Origin of the sequence: Curtobacterium sp. DN_7.5, from assembly GCF_022655355.1 — a bacterium.
GTDB lineage: Bacteria > Actinomycetota > Actinomycetes > Actinomycetales > Microbacteriaceae > Curtobacterium > Curtobacterium luteum.
Genome location: NZ_CP093378.1, coordinates 2210783 through 2227395, shown reverse-complemented (window position 1 = coordinate 2227395; position 16613 = coordinate 2210783). Strand labels below are relative to the sequence as shown.

Below are 16613 nucleotides of genomic sequence, written 5' to 3'. Positions count from 1 at the left end.
TCCTCCTCGTGCCCCGACCTGATGCCCGGGATCCCCACGATCCTAGGGGAGCGCCGGCTGTCAGGTGGCGGCAAACCGCAAGGTCCGCGCACGCGCCGGGGGCCCTCGTTGACCCGTGCACGCCACCACCGGAGCATCGGAGCATGACCGACCGTCCCACGATGACCGGCGTGCTCACCCTGCAGCCCGCGATGCCCGCCGCGGAGGCGCCGACCTGGCCCGGAGCGGCCTGGGTCGGTGCGGTCGACCGGCACCGGGCGCTCGCGGCCGACGCGGTCGTGCTCGCCGACGCCGAGGGCTTCCGTCGCGCGCGGCTCCTCGTCCGCGACGGCCGCGAACTCGCGGGGTCCGTCGACGTCGCGATCGGACCGGGCGGCGCCCTGGACCCGGCCGAGACGGCACGCGCGTTGCGCGCACTCCGCGCCACGGGCCTCCCGGCCGGGCCGACGGGCGCGCCCGTCGGCCGCATCACCGTCGTCGTCGCCACCCGCGACCGACCCGAGGACGTCCGACGCTGCGTCGCGTCGGTCCTGGCGTCGGAGTGGGACGACCTCGAAGTGATCGTCGTCGACAACGCGCCGAGCACGTCCGCCACCCGCGACGTGGTCGCGTCGTTCGCGGACGCACGCCTGCAGTACGTCCTGGAGGCCCGTGCCGGGGTCTCGCGCGCACGCAACGCCGGTCTCGCGGCGGCCACCGGCGACGTCGTCGCCTTCGTCGACGACGACGTGGTCGTCGACGCGTGGTGGGCAGCGGCGCTCGTCGCCGCGTACGCCCGCGACGCGGACGTCGTCTGCGTGACCGGGCTCGTGCCGAGCGGGGAGCTCCGCACCCCGACGCAGCGGTACTTCGACGAACGGGTCACCTGGGCGCGCAACACCGACCGCCGGGTGTACCGGACCGCGGAGCCGCCGGCGGACCTGCCGCTGTTCCCGTTCTCGGTCGGGGCGTTCGGGACCGGCGCGAACATGTCGCTCCGGCGCGAGGCGGCGCTCGAGCTCGGCGGGTTCGACGTCGCCCTCGGCCCCGGCACCCCGGCGCGTGCGGGCGAGGACCCGGACCTCTTCACGCGGGTGCTGTTCTCCGGCGGGGCGCTCGCCGTGGAGCCCTCCGCGATCGTCTGGCACAAGCACCGCGCCGACCGCGAGGCCCTGCGATCGCAGGCACTCGGGTACGGGACGGGCCTCGGGGCCTGGGTCGCGAAGCTGATGAGCCGGCCCGGGACCGCCCTCGCCGTGCTCCGGCGGGCGATCGGGGCGCTCCGGCAGCTCGGCGCGCTCGGGCAGGGCAGCGGCGACCAGGTCTCGGCAGCGGTGGACGCGGTCGGCGGGTGGCCGGTGGACGACGAGTTCCGTGCGGCGACGGCGGGGCTCAAGCGGGCGGAGCTCGTCGCGGCGCTCGGCGGGCCGTGGCGGTACGTGCGCGGGCGGCTCGCGGCGCGGTAGGGCGCGGCGCCGGCTGGGGCTGGTTCGCGTGCGGGCTGGTTCCCGGGCGCGGGCTGGTCCGGGCGCGGGCGCGGGCGCGGAGCGTTGCCGGCGCTGGGGAGCGACGTGGCCGTTGTCGTGCGACGACGGCGGTGTCGTTCGTTGCGGGCGCGGGTCGTCGCGGACGCTGGGGAGCGACGTTTTCGTTGTCGTGCGACGACGGCTCCGTCGGACGACCGCGACGCGCGCGCACCGGCCCGGCGGACGGACGGACGCGTGCGACAGCGACAGCGCCACCGAGCCCGGCGAACGGACGCGGGCCCGGCGGCGCAGCGCCTCAGGGACGGAAGCGCCCCTCCTCCACGTCACGCCAGAACCGCCGGCTCCGGAAGTACGCCGGCGGACCCGCCGGGAACCCGCGGAACTCGTGGTAGGCGAGGGACCGGGGGATGCGCGTGGTCGACGCCTCCGTGACGGTCTCCGGCGCCGCGTCCCGCTTGCCCGCCAGACGCGTGACGAGCTGCTTCAACTTGACCTTCGCCGCGATCGGCATGAGCCGGGTCAGCGCAGCGAGGTGCCGGCGGTCCTTCGCGATGAGTGCGCACATGAGCGCGGTGAACCCGACGCCGTTCGAGTGCAGCTGGTGGTGCAGCCCCTCGAGGTCCTGCCGGTGCGTGTGGTGCACGACGGCCTTCGGCTCGAAGCCGATCCGGCCGCCGCCCCACAGGATGTCGATGAAGATCGCGAGGTCCTCGCCGCCGCGCGCGGGGACACCGGCGCCGAGCACGGGGTCGAACCCGCCGGCCGCACGGAACGCCGACGCACGCACGGCCCAGTTCGCACCGGCACCGTACCCGCCGATGCCGTAGACGGCGAAGTGCTTCCGCACGGTGCCGTCCGGGGCGATCGCGGAGACCCGGGCATGGCGCATCGCACCGGGCGCGTCCTCGGGGACGATCGTCACCGGCTCGAAGGTGCGCTCGCCGCTGAAGCCGCCGTAGTAGGCCTCGTACCAGATCTGCGCCGGGGTCGAGAGCTCCTCGGGCAGGATGAGCCCGGTCACCGCGGAGAGGGAGGGCTCGCGGACGAAGCGTGATCCGATCATCCGGAGCCACTGCGGGCTGATCCGGACGTCGTCGTCGGTGAACGCGATGACCTCGCCCTTCGCGGCGGCGACCCCGGCGTTCCGGCCGGCCGAGCAACCCGGTCGGCGCTCGACCACGAGGCGGACGTTGTGGCCCTCGAGGATGCCGGGCAGCAGGTCGTGCTCCGGCACCTTCACGCGGTTGTCGACGATGATCACCTCGTACCGGGGGTAGTCGAGCTGCTCCAGGACGCCGAGGAGCGTCGTGATGGTCTCGATCCGGGCGACGATCGTCGACACGACGACCGAGATGAGCGGGAGGTCCTCGTCCCGGACGACGTCGCCGGCGTCTGGGGCCGGTGCGTCCGCGGTCTGCGCGACGAGCGGCTCGACGGCGCGCCGGGCATCGGCCGGGTCGTCGGTGAGCAGCACGTCGAGCGTCGTCACCGGGAAGCCGCCCCGGTAGCCGACCACGAGCGCGGAGGAGCCGGTCTCGTCGGCGACGAGCTCGGGCAGCGGCGCGTCGAGGTCGAGGCTGACGACACGACGGGGGCCGGGCACGGAGACGGAGGGGATCAGGGCCATGTCCGCGACGCTACGGAGCCTGCGCGCGCCGGACAACGGTCGCCGCATCCGACGGCGGGGTTCGTGCGGAACCCCGCAGGGCCCGCCACGACGCGTTCGACGCCGATCCCAGGCGGCACGGGAAAGTGAGCGCACACTTTCGGCAAGTTCGCAGAAACCGTCCGTCGGAAGGTCATCACGACCAGGTCACGGAACCGATGCAACCGGTTGCGGTGGGGTCGTTCCGGGCGTAACTTCCTCCGTCAGCGGGCAGTGCCGCCTGCTCCAGGCATCGTCGTGAGCACCCGATCGACGCGGCCTGGTGATCTCGATGAGGAGACATCCCTGTGAAGACAACACGCGCCAAGGTGCGGTTCGCCTCGGTCGCCGGCATCGCCGCGATCGGGCTCGTGCTCACCGGCTGCTCGAGCGGCGGATCCGCGAACTCGGGCGACGCCCAGAACGGGCAGGACAGCCGCGGCCCGATCACGTACGTGCAGGGCAAGGACAACTCGAACGTCGTCCGGCCGCTGATCGCGAAGTGGAACAAGGCCCACCCGGACGAGAAGGTCACCTTCAAGGAGCAGTCCGACCAGGCCGACCAGCAGCACGACGACCTCGTCCAGCACTTCCAGGCGAAGGACGAGAACTACGACGTGGTCGACGTCGACGTCGTCTGGACCGCCGAGTTCGCCGCGAAGGGCTGGCTGACGCCGCTCACCGGCAAGATGAAGATCGACACGTCCAAGCTGCTGCCCGCCACGGTGAAGACCGCGACCTACAACGACACGCTCTACGCCGCGCCGCAGACCTCGGACGGCGCGCTGCTCTACTACCGCAAGGACCTCGTCAAGACGCCCCCGACGACGTGGGACGAGATGATGCAGGACTGCTCGATCGCCAAGAAGGCCGGCATCGGTTGCTACGCCGGGCAGTTCGCGAAGTACGAGGGCCTGACGGTGAACGCCTCCGAGGCGATCAACGGCTCCGGCGGTTCCGTGCTGAACAGCAGCGGTGCGGCGGACGTCGACACCTCGGACGCCAAGGCGGGCCTGCAGAACCTCGTGGACGCGTTCAAGGACGGGAACATCCCGGCCGAGGCGATCACCTACCAGGAGGAGCAGGGCCGCACCGCGTTCGAGAACGGCAAGCTGCTGTTCCTGCGCAACTGGCCGTACGTCTACAACCTCGCGAAGACCGACGGCTCGAGCAAGGTGAAGGACACCTTCGGCATCGCGCCGATCCCCGGCAAGGACGGCACCGGCGCCTCGACGCTCGGCGGCCACAACGCCGCGATCAGCGTCTACTCGAAGCACAAGGCGACCGCGCACGACTTCCTGGAGTTCCTCGAGTCGAACGAGACCCAGAAGTTCTTCGCGACGCAGGGCTCGCTCGCCCCGGTCGTCGGTGACCTCTACACCGACTCCGAGCTCACGAGCAAGCTGCCGTACCTGCCCACCCTGCTCAAGTCGATCGAGTCGGCCGAGCCGCGTCCCGTGACGCCGTTCTACCCGGCCGTGACGAAGGCGATCCAGGACAACACCTACGCGGCCCTCAAGGGCTCGAAGAGCGTCGACGAGGCGTTGAAGGACATGCAGGCGGCCCTCAAGACGGCCACCAGCAACGGCAACTGACGCCGATCAGCGGCTGACGCCGCATCGGACGGGAGGCACGGTGCCAGCGTGCACCGTGCCTCCCGCCCGCCCCCACTCGCGTCCCGACACACCCCGGCAAGGAGGCCGTCACGTGTCAGCAGCAACCGAGATCCCCGCCGCCATCCCCAACCCCACCGGGATGGAGCCGCCGAAGCGGCGGAAGGGCGGCCTGAACGCCGAGCACGGCCGCTGGGCGGTCTACCTCATCGGCCCGACGATCGTGCTCCTCGCCGTCGTCATCGGCTACCCGGTGGTCAGCGCCGTCGTCCAGTCGTTCCAGCTCGACCAGGGCCTCGACAAGGCGACCGGGCTGTTCGTGCAGGGCGGCTTCGCCGGCGTCACGAACTACGTGCACTGGCTCGCCCAGCAGTGCGGCAACACCACCTGCCCGCCCGGCAGCATCGGCTCCCAGTTCTGGGTGTCCATGGGCAACACCTTCTTCTTCACCGTCGTGACGGTCGCGCTCGAGACCGTCATCGGCGTGTGGATGGCGATCATCATGAACCGCGACTTCAAGGGCCGCGCGTTCGTCCGTGCCGCGATCCTCGTGCCGTGGGCCATCCCGACCGCCGTCACCGCGAAGCTCTGGTACTTCATCTTCGACGCGAACGGCGTCCTCAACCACGTCCTCGGGCAGCAGATCCTCTGGACGAGCGGCGAGTGGGCCTCCCGCTGGGCGATCATCATCGCCGACACGTGGAAGACCACGCCGTTCATGGCGCTCCTCATCCTCGCGGGACTCCAGCTGATCCCGGAGGAGGTCTACGAGGCCGGCAAGATGGACGGCGCGTCGACGATCCAGCGGTTCTGGAACATCACGCTGCCGCTCGTCAAGCCCGCGCTGATGGTCGCGATCCTGTTCCGCGTGCTCGACGCCCTGCGCATGTACGACCTGCCGGCGATCCTCACCGGCGGTGGCGGCGGCTCGGGCAACGCCACGACCACCCTGTCGATCCTCGTGGTCGACCAGGTCCGGCAGGGCTTCAACTCCGCCTCCGCACTGTCCACGATCACGTTCCTCGTGATCTTCATCGTCGCGTTCATCTTCGTGCGGTTCCTCGGCGCCAACGTCGTGCAGACCCAGGCCGCCCAGCAGAAGGGGGAGCTCAAGTGACCCTCGCAGCCGACCGTCCCCGCTCACTCGCCGGCAGTCGCGAGCGCACCACCGACACCACGCAGGTGCGCGTCAAGCGCCACCTCGGTCAGAAGTGGCGCACGGGCATCCAGGCCGTCGTCATCGCCGTCTGGTGCCTGCTGCCCTTCTACTGGATGATCGTGACGAGCTTCCGCGACGTCGGGTTCACCTTCGACCCGACCCCGTGGTTCACGCACTTCACGTTCGCCAACTACACGACGGCGTTCTCGACCGCACTCGGCAACCACCTCGGCCGCGCGCTCCTGAACAGCCTGTTCATCGGCGTCACGGTGACGATCATCGCGCTGCTCGTGGGCACGAGTGCCGCGTACGCCCTGGCCCGGCTGGAGTTCAAGGGCAAGTCGCTCATCGCCGGAGCGATCCTCGCCGCGTCGATGTTCCCGGGCGTCGCGCTCATCTCGCCGCTGTTCCAGCTGTTCACGGACATCGGCTGGATGGGGTCGTACCAGGCGCTCATCCTCCCGAGCATCTCGTTCGTGCTGCCGCTCACCGTCTACACGCTCGCGAGCTTCTTCCGCGAGATGCCGTGGGACCTCGAGGAGGCGGCCCGCATCGACGGGTGCACCCGCATCCAGGCGTTCCGGCGGATCATCCTGCCGCTGGCCGCGCCCGCCGTGTTCACGACCGCGATCCTGGCGTTCATCTCGTCCTGGAACGAGTACCTCATCTCGTCCCAGCTGTCATCGGACGCCACCCAGCCGGTCACGGTCGCGATCGCGTCGTTCGCCGGGTCGCAGCCACACCAGGAGCCGTACACGGCGGTCATGGCAGCGGGCACGATCGTCACGATCCCGCTCGTGATCCTCGTGCTGGTGTTCCAGCGGCGCATCGTGGCCGGCCTCACCGCCGGCGGTGTGAAGGGCTGACGACCATGGCACAGCGCGGACCCACCCGTCCCACGGCCCGCATCGAGGAGGCGATCGGCTTCGTCGGCATGTTCGGCGTGCTGTTCCTCGGCGTGACGATCTTCTGCGAGGTCACCGGGCGCCCGGCGCTCGGCTGGGCGCTGACGCTCTTGGTCGCCGTCGTCGCCGTCGTCCTCCTCGACCGGTGGCGCGTGTCGGTGCTCCGCCGCGTCCGCGCGGGGACCGGCGAGGTCGACGGGGTCGGGTCCGACCCCGGTGACACCCCGCCGGTCCGCTCGGTCCGCGCCTCCGGCGGCCACGCGCACGCCGGGTGGGACGAGGTCGCGGACGGACGCCGCCGTGCGCGCCGCGCCGGGCGCGCGTCGACCGCCGCGAGCCGTGCCGTGCACGCCCTGACCGCCGCCCACGCGTCGGACGCGCGCCGTCCGACGGACGGGTGACGCGCCTCCAGGCCGGATCCATGGGCATCCAGGAGATCGCCACCGTCACCGGACTCTCGAAGTCGACCGTCTCCCGAGCGCTGCGCGGCCTGCCGTCCGTCGCCGGCACCACGATCGACCAGGTGCGACGGGTCGCCGACGAGCTCGGGTACGTCCCGAGCTCGGCCGCGGCCGGCCTCGCCACCGGGCGCCAGCGGGCGGTCGGGGTCGTCGTGCCCGTGATCGACCGGTGGTTCTACGTGAAGGCGCTCGGCGGGGTCGACGCCGAGCTCCGACGGGCCGGGCACGACCTCGTGCTCTACAACCTGGGCGGCCCCGGGGGAGACCGCGACCGGGCCTTCCGACGCTCGATGCTCCGGCACCGGGTGGACGCGCTCGTGCTCCTCTCCCTCGTACTCGACGAGACCGAGCGCGCGGAGCTCGAACTCGCCCGGCACCCGATGATCGTGATCGGCGGACCCGCTCCCGGACTCCGGAACGTGGGGGTCGACGACGCGGTCGTGTCGCACCTCGCGGTCCGGCACCTCGTCTCGCTCGGACACCGCGCCGTCGCCTACATGGGCGGGCAGGACGAGGACGGCATGAACGTCGCCGTGCCGTACCTGCGCCACGACGGGTTCGTCGACGCGATGGCCTCCTGCGGCGTCGACCCCCGTCCGACGTGGATGGTGGACGGGCGGTTCTCGTTCGCGGGCGGGGTCGAGGCCGGTGCAGCCCTGCTCGCCGACCCGACGGACCGGCCGACCGCGGTCTTCTGCGCCTCGGACGAGATGGCGCTCGGGCTGCTCCTCGCCGCGAGCCGGGCAGGGCTCCGGGTGCCGGAGGACCTGTCCGTCATCGGGGTCGACGGGCACGAGTACGGGGCCACGGTCGGCCTCACGACGATCGCGCAGGACCCGGAGGACCAGGGGCGGACGGCCGCGCGGGCGGTGCTCGCCGAGGTGGAGGGGCTGCCGACGGGGCCGCTGACGCCCGCCGCGGCCGAGCTCGTCGTGCGGGGGACGACGGCGCCGCCGCGGTGAGCGCACGGTGCGTCGGCGGCGTCGTCCCGTTCGCGGCGTGCGGTGCGGCAGCGGCGTGCGGTGCGTTCGCACAACCGAAGTCACCACGAACCACCGGCATCCGTGGTTCGCCGTGACTTCGGTTGTGCGAACGCGGAACGCGCCGCGCCGCGCCAGCCCGAGCCAGCCCCCGTCCCGCCGGCCCGCGGGTCGGGAGCCCGCGTAGGGTCGCCGGCATGGAGGTCACCAAGCTCGAACACGCCTGTCAGGTGCTGACCCGCGATGGTGCACGGCTCGTCCTCGACCCGGGGAACTTCACCCGTCCGGTCGACCTCACGGGCGTCCTCGGGATCGTCGTCACGCACGCGCACCCCGACCACGTCACGCCCGAGCAGGTCCGGCGGATCCTCGACGCGAACCCCGACGCCGTCGTGATCGGCCCGGCCGGGGTCACCACCGCGCTCGCCGACGCCGGCATCCCGGTCGACGTCGTGACCGACGGCGACCAGCGCACGGTCGGGCCGTTCGGACTCGCCTTCCACGGCACACGTCACAACCTGATCCACTCGAGCATCCCGGTCATCGACAACACCGGAGTGCTGGTGGACGGTCGACTGTTCCACCCGGGCGACGCCTACACGGTGCCGCCGGTCCCCGTGGAGGTCCTCGCGACCCCCATCGGCGCGCCGTGGCTCAAGATCGGCGAACTGATGGACTGGGTCGCCGCCGTCGCCCCGCGGCGGGCGTACCCGATCCACGAGGCGACCCTGTCCGAGGTCGGCCTCGGCATGCACGTCGGCCGCCTCCGCGAGGTGGTCGAGCCAGGCGGCGAGGTCGTCGTCATCGCCCCCGGCGACACCGTCACCGTCTGATCGACGCGCGCGGACGGGCGGACGGGAGGCGCGCCTCCAGGCCGTCACTCCGGTCGCGGCCGCGACGGGGTCGGCTCCGGTACGAACGGCACACCCGGGCGACACGCCTCGTTTTGGCGAGGAGCGGGCGCTGTGCCATACTTGTCGAGTTGTCGGAACGGCCCCATCGTACAGCGGCCTAGTACGTCGCCCTCTCACGGCGGTAACGCGGGTTCGAATCCCGCTGGGGTCACCACAGGTGGCTCGCCTCCGAGTCCGACAACGTGTGTGTCCCGCTCCCGAGCGGGTCCACGGCCCCATCGTACAGCGGCCTAGTACGTCGCCCTCTCACGGCGGTAACGCGGGTTCGAATCCCGCTGGGGTCACCACGGGACGCCCCGCTCCAGCAGGAGCGGGGCGTTCGTCGTCCCCGGGGTCCCGCGTCCGCCGGGTGCAGGGATCCGTGGTCTCCCGGTCCGCGTCCGTGAGTGCCGGGGCGTTCGCCCTCCGCGGCCGACGCGACCGTCGGCGGTCTCGCGTACGGTGATCCCGTGGAGTTCCCGGGGGAGGCGGATGACGCACGCGGTGCGTCGTCCTCTCCGGGGTCACCCCGGGGTACGCAGGACCAGCAGGACACCACGCCCCGAGCGGGCAGGCGCGCTCCGCGCGCGACGCCGCACGGAGGCACCGACGGGTCCCCCGGGAACGCCACGCCCCTCGACGCGATCGCCGTCGCCCTCGCGGACGGCTTCCTCGCCGCGGACGCCTGGGACCTCCCGACGCTCCGGGCAGCGGGCTTCGACGTCGTCGGGATCGAGCGTGTGATCGTCGGCGCGGCCGTGGTCGCCGCGCTGGACGCGTTCCCACGACCCCCGACCGACGCCCCCGGCTCGCTCGCCGCGGTGCTCGCCCGGACCCCGAGGCTGGTCTCCGAGCACGGGCGTCGCACCCGCCGACGGCCCGTCCGGGTGCTCGCACGCCCCGTCTCCCCGGTCCACGCTGCTCGGCACGTCGAGGGGCCGTTGCTCGTCGACACGCTGCCGGAACTCGCACGGGCGCTCGACCTCACGGTGGGTCGGCTCCTCTGGCTGGCGGACACGAAGGGGTGGAACCGCCACGCCGACCCCGACGGACCGCTGCACCACTACCGGCACACGTGGACGGTCCGGCCCGGGCGCACGCCCCGGCTGCTCGAGGCCCCGATGCACCTGCTCCGCCGGGCGCAGCGCACCGTCCTCGACGAGCTGCTGACGACGCTGCCGGTGCACGACGCGGCCCACGGGTTCGTGCCGGGCCGGAGCATCGTGACGAGTGCGGCCCGGCACGTCGGGACCGAGGTCGTCGTGACGATGGACCTCACCTCGTTCTTCGCCACGGTGCGGGCGCCGAGCGTCTACGGCGTGTTCCGGAACGCCGGGTTCGCGGAGCCGGTGGCGCACGTGCTCACCGGGCTCTGCGTGCACGAGGTCCCGCCGCACGTCCTGCGCGCGATGCCCGGCGGCGGAGGTGGGTCCCTCGACGAACGGGTCGCCCTCCGTCGGGCGCTGGCCGAGGCGCACCTGCCGCAGGGAGCGCCGACCTCACCGGCGCTCGCGAACCTGGCCCTGCGGCACCTCGATGCGCGGCTCACGGGCTGGGCCGTCGCGGCCGGAGCGACCTACACCCGGTACGCCGACGACCTGACGTTCAGCGGGGGAGCGGCGCTGGCCGCCCGGGTCGACGCCTTCATCGCCGGGGTCGACCGGATCGTCCGCGACCAGGGGCACGAGGTGAACCCGCACAAGACCCGGGTCCGCCGGCGGGGTGTCCGGCAGGCGGTCACGGGCGTCGTCGTGAACGACCGACTGTCGCCCGGCCGCGCAGAGGTCGACCGACTCCACGCGATCCTGCACAACTGCGTCCGCCACGGGCCGGCGTCCCAGAACCGCGACGGTCACCCCGAGTTCCGGGCGCACCTGCTCGGCCGCATCGGCTGGGTCGGCCAGACGCACCCCGCTCGGGCGGCGCGGCTGCGCGCGGAGTTCGACCGCATCGACTGGCGCTGACGCCGCGCCCACGCCCGCCCCCCCCGCCCCGCCCCCGCCCCGCCCCGCCCTCGCCTCGCCCTCGCCCTCGCTCCGCCTCGCGCCCACCGCCCACGCCCGGAGGTGGAACGATCGTTCTTCCCCCGTTCGCGGTTCCGTCCACAACGAAGTGAGGTTAGCCTTACCTAACGTGAACAGCGTTACACCACAGCTCGAAATCCTGGACACCGACCGAGCCGAGCGGTACCGCGACCTCGTGGGTGCGGCCGTCGCGCATACCGCTGACCGGTTCGCCGCCGTGACCACCCCCACGACCGACACCCCCGCGGCGACCCTGCGGGCACGCGTCGAGTCGATCGACCTCGACGCCCCGCTCCACAGCGCCGAGGCCGCCGTGGACGAGGTCGACGGACTCTTCAGCGCCGAGGCCGTCTGGTTCCACCACCCCGCGTCGCTCGCCCACCTCAACTGCCCGGTGGCGCTCCCCGCGGTCGCCGCCGAGGCCGTGCTCGCCGCCGTGAACCCCTCGGTCGACACGTGGGACCAGTCGCGCATCGGCACCGAGATCGAACGCCGTGTGGTCCGCTGGGCGACCGAGACGATCGGGTTCGCGGACGGCGACGGGGTCTTCACCTCCGGCGGGTCGCAGTCGAACCTGCACGCGCTGCTGCTCGCCCGGCAGGCCGCGACCCTCCGCGGTCCGGCGTCCGGTCAACGTGCCCGTCCCTCGCTCGACGACCTCGTCGTGTTCGCCACGGCGTCGAGCCACTTCAGCGTCCGGAAGTCGGCGATGGTCCTCGGGCTGCCGGAGCACGCCGTCGTGGACGTCGCCACGGACGCCGCCGGCCGGATGCGCCCGGACGCCCTCGCCCACGCGATCGCGGACGCCCGCCGCGAGGGACGGACCCCGATGGCCGTCGTCGCGACCGCGGGTACGACCGACCGCGGCTGCGTCGACCCGCTCGAGCCGATCGCCGACGTGTGCGACCTCGAGGGGGCATGGCTCCACGTCGACGCGGCCTACGGGTGCGGCCTGCTGGTGTCGCCGACCAGGCGACACCTGCTGGACGGCATCGAGCGGGCCCGCAGCGTGACGGCGGACTTCCACAAGTCGTTCTTCCAGCCGGTGTCGTCCAGCGCGCTGCTCGTCCGGGTGCCGGAGGACCTCGGGCTCGCGGCCTGGCACGCCGACTACCTCAACCCCGAGGACGCCGAGGAGCCGAACCAGGTCGACAAGTCGCTGCAGACGACCCGCCGGTTGGACGCGCTGAAGCTCTGGGCGACCCTCAGGGCGAGCGGTGCGGAGGCCATCGGACGCGCGTTCGACACGGTGATCGACGTCGCTGGCCGGGTGCACGAGCACGTCCGTCGGCACCCTGAGCTGGTGCTCGTCGCGCCGACGGACCTGAGCACGGTGCTGTTCCGCTGGCAGCCGGACGACGTGAGCGACGACGACGCGGACGCCCTCGTCGCGCCGCTCCGAGCGGCGCTGCTCGCCGAGGGCCGGGTACTCATCGCGAAGACCGTGATCGACGGTCGGCCCTGCAACAAGCTGACGCTGCTCAACCCAGGGGCGACCGAGGACCAGGTCGTCGCGGCGCTCGGGCACGTCGCCGCGACGGCCCGACGACTGCACGTCGAGCGGCAGCGCAGCGCACGGCACGCCACCGAGACGACGGGAGCACGGCGATGAGCACGAGCACGAGCACGAGCACGAGCACGATCGCCACCGCCACCGGCACCGCCACCGCCACCGCCACGGTGCACGACCTCATCGGCATCGGCATCGGGCCCTTCAACCTCGGCCTCGCCTGCCTCACGGAACCGCTCGACGACCTCGACGCGGTGTTCCTCGACCAGGCCGACGGCTTCGCCTGGCACCACGGCATGATGCTCGACGACGCGACGATCCAGGTCCCGTTCCTGGCGGACCTCGTGACCATGGCCGACCCGACGTCGCCGTTCTCGTTCCTCGCATGGCTCAAGGAGACCGGACGGCTCTACCCGTTCTACATCCGCGAGGACTTCCACCCCCTGCGCGTGGAGTACGACGCCTACTGCCGATGGGCGGCCGACCGCCTCGGGACACTCCGGTGGGGCCGTCGGGTCGTCGCCGTCGAGCACGACGACGACACCGATCTCTTCACGGTGCACGCCGAGACCGCTGACGGGCCGGAGCGGTACCGGGCGCGCCACGTCGTGCTCGGCATCGGCACCGAGCCGGCCGTGCCCGACGCGCTGCGCGGACTCGAGGGGCCGGTCGTCCACTCCGCCGGGTACCTCGACGCCCGCGACGAGCTCCGCGACGCCGAGTCGATCGCAGTGATCGGCAGCGGGCAGTCCGCGGCCGAGGTGTACCGCGACCTGCTCGAGGGCATCCGGGACGGCGGGTACCGCCTCGACTGGATCACCCGGTCGCCGCGGTTCTTCCCGATGGAGGACAGCAAGCTCACGCTCGAGATGACGAGCCCGGAGTACACCGACCACTTCCACGCCCTGCCGCGCGAGGTCCGTGACCGCCTCGGCCGCGAGCAGCGCGGGCTCTACAAGGGCATCAGCGCCGACCTGGTCGACGAGGTGTACGACACCCTCTACCGGATCAGCGCGCGGGGCCCCGTCCCGACGACCCTCCGCACCGACACCAGTGTCGTCGCCGCCGAGTGGTCGCCCGACGCCGACCGCTACCGGCTCACCCTGCGGCACGGGCAGCTCGACACCGAGGCCACCCACGAGGTCGCGCGGATCGTCCTCGCCACCGGGTACCGCCCGCGGACGCCGGACTTCCTCGCCCCGGTCGAGCACCTCGTGGCACGCGACGACCGGGGGCGCTTCGCGGTCGCGCGCGACCTGCACGTGGACACCCTCGGCGGGCGGATCTGGGTGCAGAACGCCGAGGAGCACACGCACGGCCTCACGGCCCCCGACCTCGGGATGGGCGCGTGGCGGAACGCGTCGATCATCCGGTCCGTCACGGGGCGCGCCGTGTACGGCCTGGAGGAACGGATCGCCTTCCAGGAGTTCGGCCTGCCCGGCGGACGGTCGGTTCCCGACCCCGCGGCGAGCGCCGCCCCGACCGCCGGCCCGAGCGACGTCGTCGCGGCAGACCGTCGGACCGCCACCACCGAGGTGTCCGCGTGAGCGCCCCGGTGACGGTCGCGGTCCCGTCGGGCCGGGCCACGGGCCTCCCGTCGGTGCACCCCGTGGACCCGGGACAGGACGCCGCCGTCGTCCAGTCGTGGCTCGCCCACCCGGCGTCGTCCTGGTGGGGCATGCCCGACCACGACGTGGACGCCGTCCGCGCGTACCTCCGTGCCGTCGGCGACGACCCCGCCCAGCAGGGCTGGTTGCTCCGCCGCCACGGTGAGCCGATCGCGTACGCGGAGACGTACGACCCGGCCACCGTGCTGCTCACCGACGTGTGGGACGCCGAGCCCGGGGACGTCGGCATGCACCTGCTCGTCGCCCCGCCGCCGGCGGCCGGGGCGTCGGGCGGTGGCCGTGTGCACGGCCTGACGAGTGCGGTGATGCGGGCCGTCGTGGAGCACTGCCGGGACGTGCTCGGCGCTCGCCGCGTCGTCGTCGAACCGGACGAGCGGAACACGGCCGTGCAGCGGAAGAACGCCGAGGTCGGGTTCCGAGCGCTGCGGGTGGTCGACGTGGACGGCAAGCAGGCGCTCCTGTCGGTCCTCGACACCGGGCGGCTCGGGCGTCCCGACGACGACGGCCCCGCCGCGCACCTGCGGCCGGAGCACCTCGAGCCGGCCCAACGGCACTTGGTAGCGAAGGCGATCGCCGAGTTCACGCACGAGCGGCTCATCGCGCCCCGGGCCGACGGCGACGCGTGGGTCCTCGACGCCGGGGACTCGACCTACCGGTTCCGGGCCCGGGTGCACGCGCTCGAGCACTGGGCGCTCGACGAAGCATCCCTGACCCGGACGCGCGCGGGGTCGCCCGTGCCGCTCGACGCGCAGGACCTCGTGCTCGCCCTGCGTGCCGTGCTCGGCATCCCGGACGAACTCCTCGGCACCTACCTCGAGGAGATCGCCTCGACGCTGGCGAGCGCCGCGGCGAAGCACCGCCGGGGTGGTCCGTCCGCCGCGCAGCTCGCCCGGGGACGGTCCGACGGCGACGTCGTCGCGTCGTTCCAGGACGCCGAGGCCGCGATGACCGAGGGGCACCCGGCGTTCGTCGCCGCCAACGGCCGGATCGGGTTCGGGCTCGACGAGTACCGTGCCTACGCCCCGGAGACGGGCGGACGGTTCCGCTACCGCTGGCTCGCCGCCCGCCGGGAGCACACGCACCTCGCGCTCGCAGCCGACCGCACCGAGGCGCAGCACTGGGCCGCGGAGCTCGACGCGGCGACGGTCGCCGGCTTCCGCGCCACCCTCGAGCGCCGTGGTCTCGACCCCGCCGGGTACACGTGGTTCCCGGTGCACCCGTGGCAGTGGCAGCACCGGATCGCGGTCACCTTCGCGCCGGACCTCGGACGGCAGGACCTCGTCGACCTCGGCGAGGGGCCGGACGAACACCAGCCGCAGCAGTCGATCCGGACGGCGTTCAACCGCTCGCGACCGGCGCGGTCGTACGTGAAGACGGCGCTCGCCGTGCAGAACATGGGCTTCCTCCGGGGCATGTCGCCGGCCTACATGCGGGCGGCGCCGGCGGTGAACGACTGGGTCGCCGGGCTGGTCGAGGCGGACCCGGTGCTCGCCGACGCCGGGTTCGGCGTCCTGCGGGAGCACGCGTCGATCGGCTACACCGGCGACGCGTACCACCGGGTCGACGTCGTGTCGCCGCAGCGGAAGATGCTCGCCGCGCTCTGGCGGGAGAGCCCCGTGCCACGGCTCGCGCCGGGGGAGCGACCGATCACGATGGCCGCGCTCCTGCACCGGGACGCGCGCGGGCGGTCGGTCGCCGCCGCCCTCGTCGAGCAGTCCGGGCTCGACGCCGCGACCTGGGTGCAGCGGTACCTCGCCGCCTACGTCCGGCCGGTCGTGCACTGCCTGACCGAGCACCAGCTGCTCTTCATGCCGCACGGCGAGAACCTCGTGCTCGTCCTCCGCGACGGCGTCGTGTCGCGGGTCTTCATGAAGGACATCGGCGAGGAGGTCGTGGTTGTCGGTGACGTCGCCGTGCCCGCCGGGACCGAGCGGATCGTGCAGCCCGCGGACGACGACGAGGCCGCGCTCGGCATGTTCACGGACGTGTTCGACGGCGTGCTCCGGTACCTCGCCGCGATCCTCGACGAGGACGGGGTGCTGCCGGCAGCGCAGTTCTGGCGGCTCGTGGGGGAGTGCGTGGACGGCTCCGTCGGGCGGACCCGCCCGATCGACTTCCGCGTGCCGGACTTCGAGCACTCGTGCCTCAACCGGCTGCAGCTCCGCAACACGGTGCAGATGGTCGACCTCTCCGGCCAGACGGAGTCCCTCATCCGGGCGGGGCGGATGCCGAACCCGATCGGGCGGCGCTGACGGGCGGCGCGGCCGAGCCGCGCGGCGGGACCGTCCGCGGCGGGTGGCGCGGCCGGCGGGGCCCTGGCAGGGTCGGT

At 73.0% G+C, this 16613-nt stretch carries 12 protein-coding genes and 2 tRNA genes; 13 read left to right on the top strand and 1 reads right to left on the bottom strand.

What is annotated here, in order from left to right; all coding sequences use genetic code 11:
- The first annotated feature begins 143 nt into the window (after window positions 1-143).
- A complete protein-coding gene (locus tag MON03_RS10265; protein WP_242088278.1) occupies window positions 144-1445 on the top strand; it encodes a glycosyltransferase family 2 protein in 1302 nt (433 codons plus the stop codon).
- Window positions 1446-1761: 316 nt separating this feature from the next.
- Here the strand turns inward: MON03_RS10265 and MON03_RS10260 are convergent, their stop codons facing one another.
- Complete coding sequence (locus MON03_RS10260) at window positions 1762-3093, bottom strand: glycosyltransferase (protein WP_242088277.1); 1332 nt, start codon at window positions 3091-3093, stop codon at window positions 1762-1764.
- A 326-nt stretch (window positions 3094-3419) separates the two neighbouring features.
- On the opposite strand from MON03_RS10260, the gene MON03_RS10255 reads away from it, so the two are divergent.
- From MON03_RS10255 to MON03_RS10200, 12 genes are all read left to right on the top strand, one after another.
- The gene (locus tag MON03_RS10255; protein WP_175329006.1) at window positions 3420-4706 is read left to right on the top strand and encodes an ABC transporter substrate-binding protein; all 1287 of its coding nucleotides are present in this window, start codon (window positions 3420-3422) and stop codon (window positions 4704-4706) included.
- Window positions 4707-4866: 160 nt separating this feature from the next.
- On the top strand, window positions 4867-5841 hold the full coding sequence (locus MON03_RS10250) for a carbohydrate ABC transporter permease (protein WP_022904248.1): 975 nt from the start codon (window positions 4867-4869) through the stop codon (window positions 5839-5841).
- Window positions 5838-6749, top strand: coding sequence for a carbohydrate ABC transporter permease (locus tag MON03_RS10245; RefSeq protein WP_022904247.1), 912 nt, complete (start codon window positions 5838-5840; stop codon window positions 6747-6749). The genes MON03_RS10250 and MON03_RS10245 overlap by 4 nt, the downstream gene beginning before the upstream one ends.
- Window positions 6750-6754: 5 nt before the next feature.
- Window positions 6755-7189 (top strand): hypothetical protein, encoded by a 435-nt coding sequence (locus tag MON03_RS10240; protein WP_242088276.1) that lies wholly within the window; start codon window positions 6755-6757, stop codon window positions 7187-7189.
- Window positions 7190-7209: 20 nt separating this feature from the next.
- A complete protein-coding gene (locus tag MON03_RS10235) occupies window positions 7210-8211 on the top strand; it encodes a LacI family DNA-binding transcriptional regulator (RefSeq protein WP_175329007.1) in 1002 nt (333 codons plus the stop codon).
- Between the two features lie 215 nt (window positions 8212-8426).
- Complete coding sequence (locus MON03_RS10230) at window positions 8427-9062, top strand: MBL fold metallo-hydrolase (protein ID WP_022904244.1); 636 nt, start codon at window positions 8427-8429, stop codon at window positions 9060-9062.
- Window positions 9063-9221: 159 nt separating this feature from the next.
- Window positions 9222-9297, top strand: a tRNA-Glu gene (locus MON03_RS10225).
- Between the two features lie 57 nt (window positions 9298-9354).
- Window positions 9355-9430: transfer RNA gene (locus MON03_RS10220), tRNA-Glu, on the top strand.
- A gap of 162 nt (window positions 9431-9592) precedes the next feature.
- Window positions 9593-11086: a reverse transcriptase family protein gene (locus MON03_RS10215; RefSeq protein WP_242088275.1), complete on the top strand. Its 1494-nt coding sequence runs from the start codon at window positions 9593-9595 to the stop codon at window positions 11084-11086.
- 277 nt (window positions 11087-11363) lie between these two features.
- Window positions 11364-12758 (top strand): pyridoxal phosphate-dependent decarboxylase family protein, encoded by a 1395-nt coding sequence (locus MON03_RS10210; protein WP_350355050.1) that lies wholly within the window; start codon window positions 11364-11366, stop codon window positions 12756-12758.
- Entirely contained in the window at window positions 12755-14203 is a 1449-nt protein-coding gene (locus MON03_RS10205; RefSeq protein WP_242088274.1) for a lysine N(6)-hydroxylase/L-ornithine N(5)-oxygenase family protein, read from the top strand. Before MON03_RS10210 ends, MON03_RS10205 begins: the two co-directional genes overlap by 4 nt.
- On the top strand, window positions 14200-16536 hold the full coding sequence (locus MON03_RS10200; RefSeq protein WP_242088273.1) for a GNAT family N-acetyltransferase: 2337 nt from the start codon (window positions 14200-14202) through the stop codon (window positions 16534-16536). The genes MON03_RS10205 and MON03_RS10200 overlap by 4 nt, the downstream gene beginning before the upstream one ends.
- Window positions 16537-16613 lie beyond the last annotated feature (77 nt).

What these genes read in the sequence shown, in the direction of transcription:
- MON03_RS10250 (WP_022904248.1), top strand. Translation starts at nt 4,867, where the DNA reads ATGGAGCCGCCGAAGCGGCGGAAGGGCGGCCTGAACGCCGAGCACGGC.
- MON03_RS10230 (WP_022904244.1), top strand. Translation starts at nt 8,427, where the DNA reads ATGGAGGTCACCAAGCTCGAACACGCCTGTCAGGTGCTGACCCGCGAT.
- MON03_RS10260 (WP_242088277.1), bottom strand. Translation starts at nt 3,093, where the DNA reads ATGGCCCTGATCCCCTCCGTCTCCGTGCCCGGCCCCCGTCGTGTCGTC.
- MON03_RS10205 (WP_242088274.1), top strand. Translation starts at nt 12,755, where the DNA reads ATGAGCACGAGCACGAGCACGAGCACGAGCACGATCGCCACCGCCACC.
- MON03_RS10235 (WP_175329007.1), top strand. Translation starts at nt 7,210, where the DNA reads ATGGGCATCCAGGAGATCGCCACCGTCACCGGACTCTCGAAGTCGACC.
- MON03_RS10265 (WP_242088278.1), top strand. Translation starts at nt 144, where the DNA reads ATGACCGACCGTCCCACGATGACCGGCGTGCTCACCCTGCAGCCCGCG.
- MON03_RS10240 (WP_242088276.1), top strand. Translation starts at nt 6,755, where the DNA reads ATGGCACAGCGCGGACCCACCCGTCCCACGGCCCGCATCGAGGAGGCG.